Origin of the sequence: Methylobacterium sp. Leaf113 (genome assembly GCF_001423325.1) — a bacterium.
Classification (GTDB): Bacteria; Pseudomonadota; Alphaproteobacteria; order Rhizobiales; family Beijerinckiaceae; genus Methylobacterium.
In genome coordinates, this window is the sequence record NZ_LMNJ01000004.1 from 86,634 (window position 1) to 104,425 (window position 17,792).

The 17,792-nt window shown below is 69.6% G+C and carries 13 protein-coding genes; 7 read left to right on the top strand and 6 right to left on the bottom strand.

The window, feature by feature from the left end; all coding sequences use genetic code 11:
• Window positions 1-275: 275 nt before the first annotated feature.
• Window positions 276-779 carry a cysteine hydrolase family protein gene (locus ASF60_RS04655; protein ID WP_056181113.1) on the bottom strand — a complete coding sequence of 168 codons (504 nt, stop codon included), beginning with the start codon at window positions 777-779 and terminating at the stop codon, window positions 276-278.
• A 94-nt stretch (window positions 780-873) separates the two neighbouring features.
• On the opposite strand from ASF60_RS04655, the gene ASF60_RS04660 reads away from it, so the two are divergent.
• Together ASF60_RS04660 and mfd are read left to right on the top strand one after the other, a co-directional pair.
• Window positions 874-1,809: a GlxA family transcriptional regulator gene (locus tag ASF60_RS04660; RefSeq protein WP_056181116.1), complete on the top strand. Its 936-nt coding sequence runs from the start codon at window positions 874-876 to the stop codon at window positions 1,807-1,809.
• Between the two features lie 1,021 nt (window positions 1,810-2,830).
• Window positions 2,831-6,439 carry a transcription-repair coupling factor gene (gene mfd, locus ASF60_RS04665; protein ID WP_056181120.1) on the top strand — a complete coding sequence of 1,203 codons (3,609 nt, stop codon included), beginning with the start codon at window positions 2,831-2,833 and terminating at the stop codon, window positions 6,437-6,439.
• A 126-nt stretch (window positions 6,440-6,565) separates the two neighbouring features.
• Here mfd and ASF60_RS04670 read toward each other — a convergent pair whose 3' ends face one another.
• Both ASF60_RS04670 and ASF60_RS04675 read right to left on the bottom strand, forming a co-directional pair.
• Window positions 6,566-6,910, bottom strand: coding sequence for a hypothetical protein (locus tag ASF60_RS04670; protein WP_056181292.1), 345 nt, complete (start codon window positions 6,908-6,910; stop codon window positions 6,566-6,568).
• A 308-nt stretch (window positions 6,911-7,218) separates the two neighbouring features.
• Window positions 7,219-8,526 carry an AMP-binding protein gene (locus ASF60_RS04675; RefSeq protein ID WP_156633866.1) on the bottom strand — a complete coding sequence of 436 codons (1,308 nt, stop codon included), beginning with the start codon at window positions 8,524-8,526 and terminating at the stop codon, window positions 7,219-7,221.
• Between the two features lie 521 nt (window positions 8,527-9,047).
• Between ASF60_RS04675 and ASF60_RS04680 the strand changes: the two genes are divergently transcribed.
• A complete protein-coding gene (locus tag ASF60_RS04680; RefSeq protein ID WP_056181123.1) occupies window positions 9,048-9,842 on the top strand; it encodes an invasion associated locus B family protein in 795 nt (264 codons plus the stop codon).
• 134 nt (window positions 9,843-9,976) lie between these two features.
• Here ASF60_RS04680 and hspQ read toward each other — a convergent pair whose 3' ends face one another.
• Together hspQ and ASF60_RS04690 are read right to left on the bottom strand one after the other, a co-directional pair.
• Window positions 9,977-10,306 (bottom strand): heat shock protein HspQ, encoded by a 330-nt coding sequence (gene hspQ, locus ASF60_RS04685; protein ID WP_443136728.1) that lies wholly within the window; start codon window positions 10,304-10,306, stop codon window positions 9,977-9,979.
• 103 nt (window positions 10,307-10,409) lie between these two features.
• Window positions 10,410-11,462, bottom strand: a complete 1,053-nt coding sequence (locus tag ASF60_RS04690; RefSeq protein WP_056181126.1) for an HpcH/HpaI aldolase/citrate lyase family protein — start codon at window positions 11,460-11,462, stop codon at window positions 10,410-10,412.
• 204 nt (window positions 11,463-11,666) lie between these two features.
• Between ASF60_RS04690 and ASF60_RS04695 the strand changes: the two genes are divergently transcribed.
• Entirely contained in the window at window positions 11,667-12,953 is a 1,287-nt protein-coding gene (locus ASF60_RS04695; RefSeq protein ID WP_056181129.1) for a patatin-like phospholipase family protein, read from the top strand.
• Here ASF60_RS04695 and ASF60_RS04700 read toward each other — a convergent pair whose 3' ends face one another.
• A complete protein-coding gene (locus ASF60_RS04700) occupies window positions 12,954-14,183 on the bottom strand; it encodes an FAD-dependent monooxygenase (protein WP_056181132.1) in 1,230 nt (409 codons plus the stop codon).
• A gap of 180 nt (window positions 14,184-14,363) precedes the next feature.
• Between ASF60_RS04700 and ASF60_RS04705 the strand changes: the two genes are divergently transcribed.
• The 3 genes from ASF60_RS04705 (at window position 14,364) to pncA (ending at window position 17,618) form a co-directional block, all read left to right on the top strand.
• The gene (locus tag ASF60_RS04705) at window positions 14,364-15,755 is read left to right on the top strand and encodes a GntP family permease (RefSeq protein WP_056181135.1); all 1,392 of its coding nucleotides are present in this window, start codon (window positions 14,364-14,366) and stop codon (window positions 15,753-15,755) included.
• A gap of 259 nt (window positions 15,756-16,014) precedes the next feature.
• A complete protein-coding gene (locus ASF60_RS04710) occupies window positions 16,015-16,989 on the top strand; it encodes a quinone oxidoreductase family protein (protein ID WP_056181138.1) in 975 nt (324 codons plus the stop codon).
• A complete protein-coding gene (gene pncA, locus ASF60_RS04715; protein WP_056181141.1) occupies window positions 16,986-17,618 on the top strand; it encodes a bifunctional nicotinamidase/pyrazinamidase in 633 nt (210 codons plus the stop codon). Before ASF60_RS04710 ends, pncA begins: the two co-directional genes overlap by 4 nt.
• Window positions 17,619-17,792 lie beyond the last annotated feature (174 nt).

Here is a 17,792-nt window from a genome sequence, read left to right on the forward strand (position 1 = left end):
CAGGGATCCGTGGAAACCGGTGATCCCGACAGGACAAACGAAAACGAAAGCGTCTCAAGCCTCGCGCTCCGCGGATCAGGTGCCGAACCCCGTCGTCGTCCGAGTTTCGAGTTCCGAGCGTCGGCAAACGGCAGGCTGTCGTCGAAAAGATTTGACAATATTCCTATACCGTGCCTTTATCCCCACACCTGCCGCCCGAACGAATCGGGAGCCTGACCGGAGACCGACCGGGTGGGCTGGAGGGCGGCGGGGCGGTGCCCGTGTCGGTGGCTCGGTCAACCCCATGCGTCTGCGAGCGTCGCGGTTGCCAGCTTCGAGCCGATGGCATTGACCGCAATCCGGTGAATGGTTTCGGTCGGAGCGGTGCAGAGGTCGACAAGGACCCTCCGCTTGAACTGTCTGGCATCGTCCGACATCGCGGTGAAGACGACGCAGTTCTGCGTCATCATCCCGCAAATCAACAGCTCTTCGGTTGTCTCCAAATGTCGGCTCAGGTCGGTGTCCTGGAAGGCATCGGCATGGTGCTTGGTGACGATCGGCGTGTCGCCGGCCGCAGCCAGAACACCGGATCGAATGGCGGTGCCGGGTGCACGGGACGCGAAGAGGCCTTCGGGTTTCCCTGAGACGTGCTGGACCAGCACGATTCTGTCACCAGCCGCCCGCCCCTTGCCGATGGCGTCGACGATGCGGGCCTCGGTTTCCTCCGCCCGCCAGAGCGGCAATGCCCCACCTGGGAAATAGTCGTTCTGGATGTCGATCACGAGAAGCGTGCGTGGCATGGGGGCGGATCCTCGGTTCCGATGCCAGACCATAGAGTTCCGGCTCGGCATCGATCGAGTGGCCCGATGGCCATTCTCCGATTAGATTGGGCCAATGCGCCTCGCCGTTCTCGCCTATGACCGCGTCAGTCCCTTCATGCTGTCGACGCCCTTGGCCGTGTTCGGAGAGCCATTTCTGGCGAGCGGTCACCAGATCGCCGTGTGCGCCGCCGAGCCACGGCTTTCCACCAGCGGCGGCTTGATGATCGAGGCGAAGTTTGGGATCGATGCCGCGCGCGATGCCGATATCGTCATCCTGCCGGGCTGGCGTGATGCGGACGAACCGGTCTCTGTCGAAATCGTGGCCGCCTTGCGGGAAGCGGGCGAGCGCGGCGCCATCGTGGTTGGATTGTGCCTCGGTGCTTTCGGGCTGGCCGCGGCAGGACTGCTCGATGGACGGCGGGCGACGACGCACTGGGCCAAAGCCGCGATCTTCGCAGCGCGCTACCCGTCCATAACGGTCGACGCTGGCGCAATCTTCGTCGACGAAGGTCGAATTCTCACGTCTGCCGGTATCGCCTCGGGCCTCGACTGCTGCCTACATCTCCTCTCCCGCATGTCCGGAATTACCGAAGCCAATCGCGTCGCTCGCCATCTCGTCGTCGCACCGCAACGCACCGGCACCCAGCCGCAATGGATCGAACATCCAGCAGCCGGTTCGCCGGCCGGCCAATACACGACCGAGATGCTGCGAGACCTTCTCGCCGACCCGGCAGGGACCCCGTCGCTCGATACGCTTGCGAGACAAGCAGGACTCAGCAGACGGAGCCTCACGCGTCATATCAGAGCGCAGACGGGCGGGAGCTTGGGAGCGTGGCTGAAACAAGCTCGCCTGGCACGGGCGCAGGGCATACTGGCTTCGGGCGGACGGGGATTGGAAGACGTCGCGGCGCGCAGCGGCTTTCCCGACGCCCAGGCTCTGCGCGCGGCTTTCCGATCCGAACTCCGCATGACGCCGATGCAATGGCTCGCATCGCAGCGACGTTCTTAGCTGCGCGCGACCCGGCTGCGCGCGACCCGGCTGCGCGCGACCCGTCAGTTGCGGCGAGAGCCTCGCCAGTCACGACAGGTGTCCTGACCCAGGCACGCAGCGGAACGACGGCATCTTCCACGCACACGTCGAAGCGACCTGACCGAAACTCGCCCCCCGCTGTCCCTCACACGTCGGTACCGAGGGTGAGATCTTGAGGGTTTGGGCAGACGACAGGAGAGGCGCCGGCCGCCAGGCCAACGAAGTTTATTGACAATATTCCTAAATTATGCCTCTATCCCCACACCTGCCGCCCGAGCGAATCGGGAGCCTGACCGGAGACCGACCGGGTGGGCTGGAGGGCGGCGGGGCGGTGCCCGCGTCGGTGGCTTCGGTCGCTGCCGCCTCGGGCGACGGCTCGTTACAACCGTTGGCTCGGGTCTGGGCGGCGCGCCGGGGGAGGAAATGCCCTCGCCGTTCGACCCGTCCCTGGGGCAGCGGGGAAAAGCTGCGGCGCCGCCCATGACGAGGCGGCGTGCGACGAAGGCTCGCTCCGAAGCGTGCGGGGTCTCTCCGAAACCCGCCGAACTTAGCGCCAGCACGAGATCCGTTGGAGACATCGCGACGTGAACGGCCCCGGCGGCGACGCCGGAGCCCGGGACGCCGGGGGACCGGCAACCATCAAAAGCGCACAGAAGGGTTCCGCGGCGTCCCGCGTCCCCGTTCGGCGTGTTCCTTGGGCCATGCCCCCGGCGCAAAACCGCGCGCGGGGGTGAAGCCGCTTGGGGGGGGCCGCTTGGGGGGGCCGGCCGCACGCCGCTGCGCTGGATCAACGCGGCGGGGTGCGTTAACGCCGGTACGGCGCGGGGCAGGTCTGGTAAGGACCGGGCTCAGGGATACATACGCGTTCGTCGCTTCCGGGTCCGCGCCCGGGGGAACGCAACGTCCTTTCGAGGCCGCCGCGGCGGTCCTTCCGAGACAGGAGGGCGGACGGAGACAGTCGCTTCCGCCCGGCCCAGCACGAGTTCAGAACCCCGACCCGATGGCCAAGCCCCAGACGAACCCGCCTCAGATCAAAGCGGCCGCCCCCGCGCCGAAGCCCCAGACGGCGCGCTTCGCCCTGCCGAAATCCGGGGCGCTGGCCCGCGCCCTCGACGCGCTGAAGCGCGGCGACAGCCCGACCCTGGCCAATGTGCCGGAGGGCTTCGACGCCCTCGTGGTGGCGGATCTGGCCCGGGCGCTCAGCCGCGATTTCGAGGGGCCGGCGGTGCTGGTCCACGTGGCCCGCGATTCCGGGCGCTCGGCCGCCTTCGTCAGTGCCCTGAAGTTCGTCGCGCCCGAGATCGAGACGATGAGCGTGCCGGCCTGGGACTGCCAGCCCTACGACCGGGTCTCGCCCAACGGCGCCATCGCGGCCCAGCGCATGACGGCCCTGTCGCGGCTCGCCCGCTCGCGCTCCTCGGAGGAGCAGCCCCGCATCCTCTGCACCACCGTCAACGCCCTGATCCAACGCGTCCCCCCCCGCGAAAAGATCGCGGTCGAGACGTTCTCGGCCGCCATCGGCAACGTGGTGCCGATGGACACGGTGACGGCCTGGGTCGAGGCCAACGGCTTCCTGCGCACCGGGACGGTGCGCGACACCGGCGAGTACGCGGTGCGCGGCGGCATCCTCGATCTGTCGCCCCCCGGCCTGCCCAATCCGATCCGCCTCGACTTCTTCGGCGACACCCTGGAGTCGATCCGCGCCTTCGATCCCGAGACCCAGCGCACCGTCGGGCAGCTGCGCTCCCTCGACCTCGTGCCGATGAGCGAGGTGCAGCTCACCACCGAGACGATCCGGCGCTTCCGCCAGGGCTATCTCTCCACCTTCGGCGCGGCCACCCGCGACGACCGGCTCTACGAGACCATCAGCGAGGGCCGGCGCTATGCCGGCCTCGAGCACTGGATGCCGCTGTTCTACGACCATCTCGACACGCTGTTCGACTATGTCGGCGGGGTGCCGCTGGTGTTCGACGCCCAGGTGGACGAGGCGGCGGGCGAGCGCCTGACCCTGATCCGCGACTATTACGACGCCCGCGCCGAGGCGATGAAGGCGCCATCCCCGGGCGTCGCACCCTACAAGCCGCTGAAACCCTCCGCCCTCTATCTCACGCCGAACGAGTGGCGCGACCGGGTGGCCGCGGCCTCGGTCGCCCGGCTCTCGCCCTTTTCGATGCCGGAGAGCCCCGACCGGGCGACCATCGACTGCGAGGGCCGTCAGGGCCGCACCTTCGCGGCCGAGCGCGCCGACGAATCCGCCAGCGTGTTCGACGCCGCCGTCGCCCACGTGAAGAACCTGCAGGGGTCCGGTCATCACGTGATCCTGGGCTCCTGGTCCGACGGCTCGCGCGACCGGCTCTGCTCGGTGCTGGCCGATCACGGGCTGAAGAAGCCCGTCGCCATCAACACCCTGACGGCGGTGAACGCGCTGAAGCGCGGCACCGACGTGGCGGTGGCGGTGTGGGGCCTCGAATCCGGCTTCGTCGTCGACCGGCTCGCGGTGATCTCGGAGGGCGACATCCTCGGCGACCGGCTGGTGCGCCAGAAGCGCAAGGCCAAGCGCCCGCAGGACATCATCCTGGAGGTGCAGGCCCTCCAGCCCGGCGACCTCGTGGTCCATGCCGACCACGGCATCGGCCGCTTCGTCGGCCTCAAGACGGTGACGGCCGCGGGGGCGCCGCACGATTGCCTGGAGATCCAGTATGCCGGCGGCCTGCTGCTGCTGCCGGTGGAGAACATCGAGCTTCTGACGCGCTACGGCTCGGAGGATGCAGAGGTCGCCCTCGACCGTCTCGGCGGCGGCGCCTGGCAGGCCCGCAAGGCCAAGATGAAGAAGCGCATCCTGGAGATGGCGGGCCAGCTCATCCGGATCGCGGCCGAGCGCTTCGTCCGTCAGGCGCCCCGGCTCCACGCACCGGAAGGCCTGTACGACGAGTTCGCGGCGCGCTTCGCCTTCAACGAGACCGAGGATCAGGCCAACGCCATCGACGCGGTGCTCACCGACCTCAACGCCGGCCGGCCGATGGACCGCCTCGTCTGCGGCGATGTCGGCTTCGGCAAGACCGAGGTGGCGTTGCGCGCCGCCTTCGCGGGCGCGCTCGGCGGCAAGCAGGTGGCGGTGGTGGTCCCCACCACGCTGCTGGCGCGCCAGCACTACCGGACCTTCGCCGAGCGCTTCAAGGGCCTGCCCGTCGAGGTCGCCCAGATGTCGCGCTTCGTCTCGAACACCGAGATGAAGCGGGTGCGCGACGGGCTCACCGCCGGCACCGTCGACATCGTCGTCGGCACCCACGCGCTGCTGGCCAAGACCGTCGCCTTCAAGGATCTCGGCCTCATCATCGTCGACGAGGAGCAGCATTTCGGCGTCGCCCACAAGGAGCGCCTCAAGGCGCTCCAGGCCGACGTCCACGTGCTCACCCTGTCGGCGACGCCGATCCCCCGCACCCTGCAGCTCGCCATGACGGGGGTCCGCGAACTCTCGATCATCGCGACGCCGCCGGTGGATCGCCTGGCGGTCCGCACTTCGGTGACGCCGTTCGATCCCCTGCTGATCCGCGAGGCGCTGCTGCGCGAGCGCTATCGCGGCGGCCAGTCGTTCTACGTGGTGCCGCGCATCGAGGACCTCGCCGAGGTCAAGCGCTTCCTCGACCAGGAGATGCCCGAGACCACCGTCGCGGTCGCCCACGGCCAGATGGCGGCGGGCCAGCTCGAGGACGTGATGACGGCCTTCTACGAGGGCAAATACGACGTGCTGCTCTCGACCACCATCGTCGAATCCGGCCTCGACATCCCCACCGCCAACACCCTGATCGTGCACCGGGCCGACATGTTCGGCCTCGCCCAGCTCTACCAGCTGCGCGGCCGCGTCGGGCGCGCCAAGGCCCGGGCCTACGCGCTGTTCACCACCCCGGCCAACCGCACCCTCACGGTCCAGGCGGAGAAGCGCCTGCAGGTGCTCCAGACCCTCGATACCCTCGGGGCCGGCTTCCAGCTCGCGAGCCACGACCTCGACATCCGCGGGGCCGGCAACCTCCTCGGCGACGCGCAGTCCGGCCATATCAAGGAGGTCGGCTACGAGCTCTACCAGCAGATGCTGGAGGATGCCGTCACCGCGCTCAAGGCCGGCATCGACGAGCCGGTGGAGGAGGCGTGGTCGCCCACCATCGCGCTCGGCGCGCCGGTCACGATTCCGGAAGACTACGTGGAGGATCTCACGGTCCGCCTCGGGCTCTATCGCCGGCTCTCGACGCTGGAGAACGACGCCGAGATGGAGAGCTTCGGCGCCGAGCTGATCGACCGCTTCGGCCCCCTGCCGCCGGAGGTGGAGCAGCTCCTCAAGATCGTCACCATCAAGATCCTGTGCCGCGACACCAACGTGGAGAAGGTCGAGGCCGGCCCGAAGGGCGTCGTCGTCCACTTCCGCGACAAGGCCTTCGCCAACCCGCAGGGGCTGGTGACCTACGTCGCCGAGCAGGCCTCCTTCGCCAAGGTGCGGCCGGACATGAGCATCGTGTTCATCCGCGAACTCGACACCATCCCGGAGCGCCTCAAGGTGACGACCACGATCCTGCGCAGCCTGTCGACCATTGCCCGCCGCAAGAAGGCCGCCTAAGCCGCGAAGCGACGGGTCTCCCAAACGCGAAACGGGCGCGCCGCGCGGCACGCCCGTTTCGAAAAGCCGTTCTCCAAGAGCCATTCTCCAAGAGCCGTTTCGGCCCGGTCGCTCAACCGATTCCGGTCAGAGGTCGGGCTCGTTGAGCACGTAGGGACCGATCTGGCTCTGCAGGTCGATGGCCGTTCCGGACCGGCGCGCCATGCCCTCGTCCACCACGATGACGGGAATGCCCGCCTGCCGCATCTGCTCCCGCAGACGCTCCGAGAGCTGGGCATAGGCCGGATCCCGGCGGGACGAGGCCTGGAGCAGGATTGCGGCCGGGCGCGCGATCACCGCGAGCACGTCGTGCGCCGCCTCGAGCGAGGCGGTGACGCTGGCATAACCGAGCTCGGCGAGTTCGGCGGCAAGCGAATGATCGATGGCGCGGTGACCATCATCGACAACGAGAACTTGTTGCAGCGCACCCATGAGCATCAGTGCTAGCCCATCCATCGTCCCTTGGAAAGAGACCCGTGTGACAACACACATGGGGGCGGTTGGTTCGCCGGCCACGTTTCAAACATGACCGTGACGTCGACCGCCTGACCGGAACCTGAACCGATTCGGTGCGCCGCATCATTCCGTGCCGGAACGGCGCGAAGGTTTCGGCGCAAGATCCTCCAACGACCCGACAATCCGGTTCGCGGCGCTGCGCGCCCGCATCCCTCGCCCTTTGACCGCGCGCATGACGGGCAGGGCCCGGATCATCGGCTCCCGCGTGACGGGAGCATGACGCGTCAGGCGCGACGGATCGCGAGGGTCTGGTCGTCCTCGACATCGACCGAGAAGGCCGAAGCCGCCCAGGCATCCACCGTTTCGGGGATGGTGATGTCGCGCTGCAGCGCGCCGGCATGGCAGGCCCGGCCCCGGAAGGCGAGGCGTCCGTCGGGGTCCCGCCGCAGGGCCATCAGGGTCGAGAACAGGTGCCCGCGCTCGGGATGGGTCAGGGACAGGGCGACATCGTTGGCCTCGCGGGCCCCGGCGAGCAGAGCGGTCTCCTCGAAGGCGACCGCATCGATGACCGGCCGGTTCGCCTGCGGGGTCAGCCATCGGGGGCCGAGGCGTCCCGGCGCGCGATGGGCAAGGACGATTCCGTCGAGGGAGGTCGGCAGCCGGCTGGCGGCGAGGTTGCGTTCCAGAGCGGCGGGCACCACGAGCCGGGTCGGCAGCGGCCCGTCGAGGGTGGCGGCGAAGCTGCGGGCCTCGAACACCGGGAGCGTCTCCAGGCCAGCCCCCGCCACCAGGGCCGCACCAAGCCCGGTGACGAGGCCGCGCAGGTCAGTCTGCGGCAGCAGGCTGAGAATGCGGTCTCCGGGCTGGACCCGGGCCGTGACGAGGTAGACGGCGATCGCCGCGAGCAGCGCGTCGCCGCTGCGATGGACGGGCCGCGCGGGGTCTCCCTCCGCGAAGCTGATGAACCCGCCGGGTCCGGGCGCGAAGGGGCCGCCCGCCGCATCCAGGACCATCGCGTCGAGGTTGATCACCCCGTCGGGAACGTCGGGTCCGAAGGCGGCGAGGTAGCGCAGGCCGAAATAGCGCACCGCGACGCGACACAGGCGCTGGGCCGGGGCGAGGGGGCCGAACCGCGTCTGGGTGATGACCGCCGGGAGGCCTGCGGTCTGCACCGCCGCAAGCAGGCCGTCCTCGTCGAGGGCGAGCGGCAGCAGGCACGGGATGTGACCGGCGGCCTCCACGGCCAGATAGGCGAGAAAACTCTCGGAGCTGCCTGCGAGTGCGATGCCGATGCGGCTCGCCGGTGCGAGGCGCCAGCCGCGCAGGCCGTTGGCGAGGCGGGCCACGATCTCCGCCGCCGCCGCGGTGGTCCAGGTGATGGCGGCCCGTCCGCTCCACAGGGGCTTGTGCGGCGGATCGATGAAGGCGACGCGGTGCGGATGCGCCTGCGCCGTGGCGGCGAGCAGGGTACAGAGACGCTGCGCCCGGGGCGGAACCCGTACGGTATCCGGACCCTCGCCGGCCGGTCCGGAACCCGCCCTCGGACCGATCAGGGCCGGGCGGTCGCGGCCGGCGGGGGGAAAGCCGGTCATCCGGCCACTGGCCTGGGACAGGGGAATCCCTGCCCGGACGGAGTCCAGAAGGTGGGCGGCTTGAAGATGGGCTGCATGCTGCGCCGGCACGTGCGCTGACTCCCGAGACCCTTCGTTCATGGGGCTTTAGGGTTAAGCGCTCCTTAACCGATCGGCCGCCGGGCAACGGCTCCGATGTCATGTCTTCGCCGCATTCGGGAGGAAAGCAGGCCGCCTTGTCGTCGAGGCGGGACTGGCCGTGAACGGTCTGGTCCGAGGGGTGCCGCGGCGCGGGAAGGATCTTCCACGGCGCCGGTGCGGTCCCGGTTCCATCAAGTCTCTCCGTCCCGGGGGAATTCGGTCAGAAGGCGCCGTTTCGGCAGGCTTGGGTTCGGTGATTCCGCCGACCGGGTGCCGGAAGTCCGCTCCGACGCCCGAAGCGCCCTTGCAGTCCGAACCGTTCGATGCGAATCCGCGCCCCAGCTTCGAGGCGCATCCCGCGAGCCGAATCCGTTACGCCGTATCTTAAGGGGTCAGAGCTGATGTTCTTCGCCAACCATCCTGCGCGCCCGCTGCGCGTCGCCGCGTTCCTCGCCCTGGCGGGTGTTACCGGAGTCGCGGGTCTCGCCGGACCGGCCCTCGCGCAGGCGCCGAAGGGTAAGGCTGCGCCGGCCCCGACCGCTCCCGCCCCGACGGCTCCTGCGGCCGCCGCGCCGACCGGCGCAGCCCAGACGGGGCCGCAGATCGTCAACGTGAAGTCCGATCCGGCCCAGACGGAATGGACCAAGGTCTGCGGCAAGGACCAGGGCAGCGGCACCGACGTCTGCTACACCACCCGCGACTTCGTCTCCGACCAGGGCCAGCCCGTGCTGGCAGTCGCCGTCTACGAGATGAAGAATGCCGCCCAGAAGCAGGAAGTGCGGGTCATCCGCTACCTGCTGCCCCTCGGTCTGCTGCTGCAGCCGGGCATCCGCTTCACCATCGACGGTCAGCAGGGCACCGCGGGCAAGTTCGCCGTGTGCTTCCCCAACGGCTGCTTCGCCGAGGCCGGCAATGTCGGACCCGAGATCATCGCTGCAATGAAGAAGGGCACCACCCTCAACGTCAGCGTCCAGAATCAGACCCAGCGCGAAGTCACCTTCGCGGTGCCGATCGCGGGCTTCGGCAAGGCCTTCGACGGCCCGGCCATCGACCCGAAGGTGCTGGAGGAGCAGCAGAAGAAGCTGCAGGCGGAACTCGAGAAGCGCAGCGAGGACATGCGCAAGAAGCTTGAGCAGCAGAACGCCTCCGGCGCCGCTCCGGCGGCGGGCGCACCGGCCACCGCGCCGAAGCCTTGAGATCGCGAGGCTGAGACCTTCGATCCTGCCGGCCGCGCAAGCGGCCGGCCCCAACGAGGCCGGGCGCGATGCCCGGCCTCGTTTCGTTGGGGTATGGCCGGCCGGATCCTCGGGCCGCGCCGTCGCCGTCGCCGTCAGTTGGCGTGGGCGGCCCCGCGCATGCGGTAGCTGCCATCGTCGCCGCGCTCGAACACCTCGGCGATGCCGGTATGGCGCAGGGCCTCGCCGGAGGTGTCGGGCACGAGGTTCTGCTCGGAGACGTAGGCGACGTACTCACTTTCCGCGTTCTCGGCGAGCAGGTGATAGAAGGGCTGGTCCTTGCGCGGGCGGACTTCCTCGGGAATCGCCAACCACCACTCCTCGGTGTTGTCGAACACCGGATCGATGTCGAAGACGATCCCGCGAAACGGGTAGATGCGGTGACGCACCACGGCACCGAGGCCGAACTTGGCGGTTCTCATCATGGAATCGGCAGTGGTCGTATCAGTCATGATCACAAAATAAGATGCCTCGGTGCCGTTGTCATCGGCGGCCCAGCGCCGATGACAGGGAGGCGGAGGGAAAAGCTCAGGCGAGACCGTAGGTCTTGGCCAGATCCGGGTCCTTCTCGGCAACCAGCTTGGCGAGATCGACGATGACCTTGGCCTGCTTCCAGGTGGCGTCGTCCTGCATCTTGCCGTCGAGCATCACCGCGCCCGTGCCGTCGGGCATCGCCTCGACGATCCGCACCGCGAAGGCCACTTCGGCCGGATCGGGCGCGAAGACCCGCTTGGCGATGGCGACCTGATTCGGGTGCAGGGTCCAGGCCCCGGCGCAGCCCATCAGGAAGGCGTTGCGGAACTGGGCCTCGCAGGCCTCGCCATCGGAGAAGTCGCCGAAGGGGCCGTAGAAGGCTTTGAGGCCGTTGGCCATGCAGGCATCGACCATTTTCGCGATGGTGTAATGCCAGAGGTCCTGCTGGGCGGAGGCGCGGGCGGCGCCATCGCTCGTCGGGTCGGCGATGACGCGGTAATCCGGGTGGCCGCCGCCGACGCGAGTGGTCTTCATGCCGCGGGAGGCTGCGAGATCGGCAGGGCCGAGGCTCATGCCGTGCATGCGGGGCGAGGCGGAGGCGATGGCATCGACGTTGGCGACGCCCTCGGCGGTCTCCAGGATGGCGTGGACGAGGATCGGCTTCGAGACGCCGTGCCGTGCCTCGAGCTGGGCCAGCAACTGGTCGATGTAATGGATATCCCACGGCCCCTCGACCTTGGGCACCATCACGACGTCGAGCTTGTCCCCCACCTGGGACACGATCTCGAACAGGTCGTCGAGGATCCAGGGCGAGTTCAGGGCATTGATGCGGGTCCAGAGGCCGGTGCCGGTGCTGGCGAAGTCGGTCGCCTGCGCCATCGCCACGAAGCCCTTGCGGGCGGCCTCCTTCTGATCGATCGGCACTGCGTCCTCGAGATTGCCGAGCACCACGTCCACGGTGGCGGCGAGTTCCGGCACGCGGGACCGGACCTTCTCGTTGTGGGGCGGAACGAAGTGGATCATCCGCTCCAGCTTGATCGGAAGCTCGCGGAACGGGGCCGGCGCGCCGGTGGCGAGGGGCTGAAAGAAGCGACGTGGCAGTTTCATGGGCGTTTCGGGCTCCCGGTTCTTCTTGATGAGATGGGCGTGCCGGACCAGCCGTTAGGGCAACCTCAGGCCCCCCGTAAAGGTGTGCGGGCACACGCAAGCCATTTGCCACGCCGCTGCCTGGAGTGAAGTCGCGGAACGGGCGGCCCCGGCTCACGTTCTCACGATCGAGGGGGCTCCTCACCAGATACGAAGGACGGACCCATGTCCGGATCATCGATCAGCCGAACCGGCTTGCGCCATCCGGCTCTGCTCTGGGCCACCGTCATCGGTCTCAGCCTTCCGCAGACGACCTTCGCAGGCGAGCGCGCCAAGCCCCACGTGGACAGGACGTCGGCCGAGAATCAGGTTCGATCCGAGAAACAGAGCGGGCGCGTGACCTTCACGGCGGCCGAGGCCGCGACCGCCCGGCCGGACGGGCTTTCCGCGGACATCCGCCTCCCCGGCGACGACGCCGGCGCCTTCCGCGCCCTGATCGATCAGGCCTCCGCCGCCGATCGGCCCTGGCTCGTGCTCTCGGGCGGGGGCGAGAACGGCGCCTTCGCGGCGGGCCTGCTCAACGGCTGGAGCGAGGTCGGCACCCGACCGGATTTCGGGGTCATCACCGGTGTCAGCACCGGCGCCATGATCGCTCCCTTCGCCTTCATCGGCGCGCGTGGAGACGCCGCGCTGCGGGAGAACTACACCGAGATCTCGGCAGCCGACGTGTTCGAGTTCGGCGGCACCAACGAGGCGCTCACCGACACCTGGCCGCTCAAGCGCCGCATCGACCGGGCGGTGACGCCGGCGCTGCTCGAGGCGGTGGCGGCCGAGCATGCCAAGGGTCGCCGCCTTCTGGTGGCGACCACGGCGGTGGACGGCGAGCGCCCGGTCCTGTGGGACATGGGCGCCATCGCGAAGGCCGGCGGCCCGAAGGCCCTGGCGCTGTTCCGGTCGGTGATCCTGGCCTCGTCCGCGGTACCGGGCGTGTTCCCACCGGTCATGATCGACGCGGTGGCGGGCTCCGGCAAGCGCTTCCAGGAGATGCACGCCGACGGCGGAACCACAGCGCCGTACTATCTCGCCCCGGAATCGGTGCTTCAGGCCAAGGACCCGACACCGCTGCCGACTCGTCAGGTCTATCTCGTGGTCAACAACACCCTGACGCCCGACTTCCAGATGGCGTCGCGTACCACCTTGAGCGTGCTCGGCCGCTCGATGTCGGCGGCGATCAAGGCGCAGACCCGCGCGGCGCTCGCGCTGAGCGAGGGGTTTGCCCGGCGCACCGGCCTCGACCTGCAGGTGGCCCAGATCGACGGACGCTTCGGCAAGACCTCGTCCGCGCCTTTCGATCAGAGCTACATGAAGGCGCTGTTCGCCCACGGCGTGGCCCTGGGCAAGGCCGGCACGGCCTTTCAGGACAGCCGAACGGACCCGGCGGAGATCGCCACCGGTTCGGTGGAGCGCCGGGCTACGCAGGACGCTCCGGTCCGAAGCGTGGCCGGACGCTGATCAGCGCATCAGGCTCGGCGCGCCGAGGCGGGGCAGCACGCCCTCGCGCATGACGACGCGGCGCAAGGGACCGATCGTCGTCATGGCGAGGAGCCCGAGGCCGCGCAGGGCGTCCACCGGCAGGAGGCTGGTGAGAAGGCTGCGGTTGAGGGCGTCGACGGCGGTATTCCGCAAGCGCGCGTCGAGGTCACGTCCCCGGGCGAAGGCCGACAGCGCGGCGCGCGAGCCCGGGTCCCGCCCATCCTCCACCGCCCGCATCACCGCGTCGCGCAAGGACGCCGCGTCGCGCAAGCCGAGGTTCAGACCCTGCGCCCCGATGGGTGGGAAGACGTGGGCGGCCTCGCCGATCAGGGCGAGGCGGGCCGCGACCGGACTTGGCACGGACAGGCCTCGCATCGGCACCAGGCCGCGCGGGCCGTCGATGCGCATGGCGCCCAGCATCGCCTGGGCCTGATGCCCCACCGCCCCGGCGAGGGCCCCGTCGTCGAGGGCCGCCAGGCGCTTGGCCGGACTCTCGCCCATCACCCAGACCAGGCTCGAGCGGTGCCCGCCGGGCAGCGGCACGAGGGTGAACGGCCCCTGCCGGGTGTGGAACTCGGTGGAGACGTCACGGTGCGGCCGCGTATGGGCCAGGATCGTCGTGAGGGCGCTCTGCGGGTAGGTCCAGGTGCGCGGCACGATGCCGGCGGCCTCACGGACCTTCGAGCGCGCGCCGTCCGCCCCGGCCACGAGGCGGGCCGACAGGGTGGCGCCCCCCGCCAGGGTGATCGTGGCCGCGTCGGCGCCTGCGGCGAAGCCCGCGGCGTCTTCCTCGAACAGGGTGAGGTTGGCCGCCGCCCGCGCCTCGGCCCGCAGGCCCTCCACGAGGCGGGCGCTCTCGACGTTCCAGCCGAAGGCGTCGAGCCCGATCTCGGTGGCGACGAAGCGGGCCGGTGGCGGGCGGAACAGGCTACCGGTGTCGTCGACGATGTGGAGTTCGGCCAGCGGGCTCGCATGCGGCGCGATCGCCGCCCAGACCCCGAGGGCGTCGAGGAAGCGCACCGATCCGTCGAGGAGTGCCACCGTGCGCCCGTCGGCCACGGGGGCGTGCCGGCCGACCAGGGCTGTGGCGACGCCGTCGCGGGCGAGCGCCAGAGCGAGGCTCAGGCCCGCCGCGCCGGCTCCCACCACGGCGACCGCGAAAGGTTCGGATTTCGCGAAAGGTTCGGATTTCGGAGGAAGTGTCGCCACGGCTTCGCGGACTCCTGAACGGCATCGGGCCGAGCATCGGCCCGGGGCTTAGCGAAAGACCCTGACGCTTACAGAGGCGTGTCACCGCGCCGGTCAAGGCCGCGATGGTGCCGCAGGGGCGGGGCTTGTACCATCCGGCGCAAGGCCGTGACCATCGGCTGCCCGGAGGCCACCCCGATCATGAGCCTGTTCATCGCGCTGCTGGCGCTCGGCTTTCTGATGCTCGTCGCCTATCGCGGCTTCAGCGTCATCCTGTTCGCGCCCGTGGCCGCCCTGCTGGCGGTACTGCTCACCGATCCGTCGGCGGTGCTGCCGGTCTTCTCCGGCCTGTTCATGGAGAAGATGGTCGGCTTCGTGAAGCTGTACTTCCCGGTGTTCCTGCTCGGGGCGGTGTTCGGCAAGGTTATCGAGATGTCGAGCTTCTCCCGCTCCATCGTGACCGCGGTGATCGAGCTCGTCGGCGCGCGGCGGGCCGTGCTCTCCATCGTGCTGGTGTGCAACCTGCTCACCTATGGCGGCGTCTCGCTCTTCGTGGTGGTCTTTGCGGTCTATCCCTTCGCGGCGGAGGCCTTCCGCCTCAGCGACATCCCCAAGCGCCTGATCCCCGGCACCATCGCGCTCGGGGCCTTCTCCTACACGATGGACGCGCTGCCCGGCACGCCGCAGATCCAGAACATCATCCCCACCACCTTCTTCGGCACCAACACCTGGGCCGCCCCCTGGCTCGGGCTGATCGGCGCGGCCTTCATCCTGGTGGTCGGCGTCGCCTATCTCGACCGGCGCATCGCCTCGGCCAAGCGTCAAGGTGAGGGCTACGGCACCGGCCACAGCAACGAGCCGCAGGTGATGGACGAGGCCGCCCGCGCCCACCCGGCCATCGCGCTCCTGCCGCTGATCGTGGTGGGGGTGTCGAATCTCGCCTTCACGGCCGCGATCCCGCGTCTCTACGGCCCCAAGGCCGAGACGGTTCTGGCCGGCCTCGACAAGCCCATCGTCACCGCGGTCTCCTCCGTGACCGCGATCTGGGCGGTGGAGCTGGCGCTGCTCGCCGGCATCCTCACCGTGCTGGTCTTCGCGTGGCGCCCGGTCTCGCAGGGCTTCGCCGAGGGCAGCCGCGCGGCGGTGGCGGGCTCGCTGCTGGCGGCCATGAACACCGCCTCGGAATACGGCTTCGGCGCGGTGATCGCCGCGCTCCCGGGCTTCCTCGTCATCCGCGACGCGCTCTCGGCGATCCCCAACCCCCTGGTCAACGAGGCCGTGACGGTGACGGCGCTCGCCGGCATCACCGGCTCGGCGTCGGGCGGCATGAGCATCGCGCTGGCGGCCATGTCCTCCACCTTCATCGCGGCCGCGCAGGCCGCCAACATCCCCATGGAGGTGCTGCACCGGGTCGCCGCCATGGCGAGCGGCGGCATGGACACGCTCCCCCATAACGGCGCGGTCATCACCCTGCTGTCGGTGACGGGCCTGACCCATCGGCAGGCCTATGCCGACGTCTTCGCCATCACGCTCCTGAAGACCGCGGCGGTGTTTCTGGTGATCGGCGTCTACTATCTCACCGGCCTCGTCTGAGCCGGTGTGCCGGCGCCCGCCTCCGACGCGACGCGCCGCAGGGCGAGACGGGGTGAACGGCCGGAGGCCCCTGTCCGGTGCGCCGCCGCACATGGCGCGGCCCGAGAGGGATGAGACCCTGCGGCATTGCCGGCGCACCGGGACCGTCTATGTCGCTGCTCATCGGGGTCGATGGACCCGGGCGGTGTCGACGACCGACCGGAGCCCCGTCGAAGATCATTCGAAGACCATTCGAAGACTTGCATTAGGGAACGACACGATGCCGAAGGCGATCCAGGTTCACGAGTACGGCGGCCCCGAGGTGATGCGCTACGAGGACGTGACCCTGCTGGCACCGGGCCCCGGCCAGATCCACGTCCGCCAGACCGCCATCGGGGTCAACTTCATCGACATCTACTTCCGCTCGGGCGCCTACAAGGCGCCGCAGCTGCCCTTCACCCCCGGCAAGGAGGGGGCCGGCGTGGTCGTGGCCCTGGGCGAGGGCGTCACCGAGTTCCGGGTCGGCGAGCGGGTGGCCTACGGTTCGGCCGCCAGCACCTACGCGGAGGAGGTGGTGATCGAGGCGAGCGCCGCCGTGCACCTCGCTGACGGCGTCGACGACCAGACCGCCGCCGCCATGATGCTGAAGGGTCTCACCGCCGAGTACCTGCTGCACCGGACCTACGCGGTGAAGCCGGGCGACACCATCCTGTTCCACGCCGCCGCGGGCGGCGTCGGCCTCATCGCCTGCCAGTGGGCCAAGCACATCGGCGCCACGGTCATCGGCACCGTCGGCTCCGCCGAGAAGGCCGAACTCGCCCGCGCCAACGGCTGCGACCACGTCATCCTCTACCGCGACGAGGACTTCGCCGCGCGCGTCAAGGAGATCACGGGGGGCAAGGGCGTGCCGGTGGTCTATGACGGCGTCGGCAAGGACACCTTCCCGGCCTCCCTCGACTGTATCAGCCCCTTGGGGATGTTCGTCAGCTTCGGCTCGGCTTCCGGCCCGGTGGACGATTTCAGTCTGGCCCTGCTCGGCCAGAAGGGCTCGCTCTACGCCACCCGCCCGTCGCTCTTCGCCCATGCGAGCAAGCGCGAGACCCTCGACAGCATGGCCCGGAACCTGTTCTCGGTGGTGGCGAGCGGCGCGGTGAAGATCCCGGTCCACCACACGGCCAAGCTCGCGGACGTGCAGCATGTCCATCGCGATCTTGCCGGCCGCAAGACCACCGGCGCCACGGTGATGATCCCGTGAGACCGACCGAGGGGGACGTCCTCCTCGTCATCGACCTGCAGGCGGACTTCCTGCCCGGCGGGGCGCTGGCGGTGCCGGACGGCGACGCGGTGATCGCGCCGATCAACCGCCTTCTCGGGCAGTTTCCGCACGCGGTCCTGACCCAGGACTGGCATCCGCCGGGGCACGTCTCGTTCGTGACGAGCCATCCCGGCTGGGCACCCTTCGAGACCGTGCCGCTGGCCTATGGCCCGCAGGTACTGTGGCCGGAGCATTGCGTGCAGGGCAGCGCCGGCGCGGAACTCGCGCCCACCCTGAATGCGGCGCGCGCCGAACTGGTGATCCGCAAGGGCCATCACCGCCACGTCGACAGCTACTCGGCCTTCCTGGAGGCCGACCGGCGCACGCCGACAGGGCTCGCCGGCTACCTGCGGGAGCGCGGTTTCACCCGCGTGGTCCTGTGCGGCCTCGCCACCGATTACTGCGTCGCCTGGAGCGCCCTCGACGCGCGGGCGGCGGGGTTCGAGGCCGTGGTGGTGGCGGACGCCGTGCGGGGGATCGACCGCGACGGCTCGGTGGCGCGGGCCTGGGCCGAGATGGCAGCGGCCGGGGTCGGACGGGCCAGCAGTGGGACGTTCGGAAGAGGGTAGGGCGATTTCAGATGGCACCACTCCGTCATTCCGGGGCGCGTCAGCGGCGTGCAATCCAGAGCCGCGAACGGTGTAAAGTCTTGCACGACCTGCGTTTCTGGATCCCGGTCTCCGCTGCGCGGCCCCGGGATGACGCGGTGCTACGGGCGGGTTTCCGACGAGCAAATCGGCATC

What these genes read in the sequence shown, in the direction of transcription:
- mfd (WP_056181120.1), top strand. Translation starts at nt 2,831, where the DNA reads ATGGCCAAGCCCCAGACGAACCCGCCTCAGATCAAAGCGGCCGCCCCC.
- ASF60_RS04655 (WP_056181113.1), bottom strand. Translation starts at nt 779, where the DNA reads ATGCCACGCACGCTTCTCGTGATCGACATCCAGAACGACTATTTCCCA.
- hspQ (WP_443136728.1), bottom strand. Translation starts at nt 10,306, where the DNA reads ATGATGAGAACCGCCAAGTTCGGCCTCGGTGCCGTGGTGCGTCACCGC.
- ASF60_RS04675 (WP_156633866.1), bottom strand. Translation starts at nt 8,526, where the DNA reads ATGACCGGCTTTCCCCCCGCCGGCCGCGACCGCCCGGCCCTGATCGGT.
- ASF60_RS04670 (WP_056181292.1), bottom strand. Translation starts at nt 6,910, where the DNA reads ATGGGTGCGCTGCAACAAGTTCTCGTTGTCGATGATGGTCACCGCGCC.
- ASF60_RS04710 (WP_056181138.1), top strand. Translation starts at nt 16,015, where the DNA reads ATGCCGAAGGCGATCCAGGTTCACGAGTACGGCGGCCCCGAGGTGATG.
- ASF60_RS04690 (WP_056181126.1), bottom strand. Translation starts at nt 11,462, where the DNA reads ATGAAACTGCCACGTCGCTTCTTTCAGCCCCTCGCCACCGGCGCGCCG.
- ASF60_RS04660 (WP_056181116.1), top strand. Translation starts at nt 874, where the DNA reads ATGCGCCTCGCCGTTCTCGCCTATGACCGCGTCAGTCCCTTCATGCTG.
- ASF60_RS04680 (WP_056181123.1), top strand. Translation starts at nt 9,048, where the DNA reads ATGTTCTTCGCCAACCATCCTGCGCGCCCGCTGCGCGTCGCCGCGTTC.
- ASF60_RS04705 (WP_056181135.1), top strand. Translation starts at nt 14,364, where the DNA reads ATGAGCCTGTTCATCGCGCTGCTGGCGCTCGGCTTTCTGATGCTCGTC.
- ASF60_RS04695 (WP_056181129.1), top strand. Translation starts at nt 11,667, where the DNA reads ATGTCCGGATCATCGATCAGCCGAACCGGCTTGCGCCATCCGGCTCTG.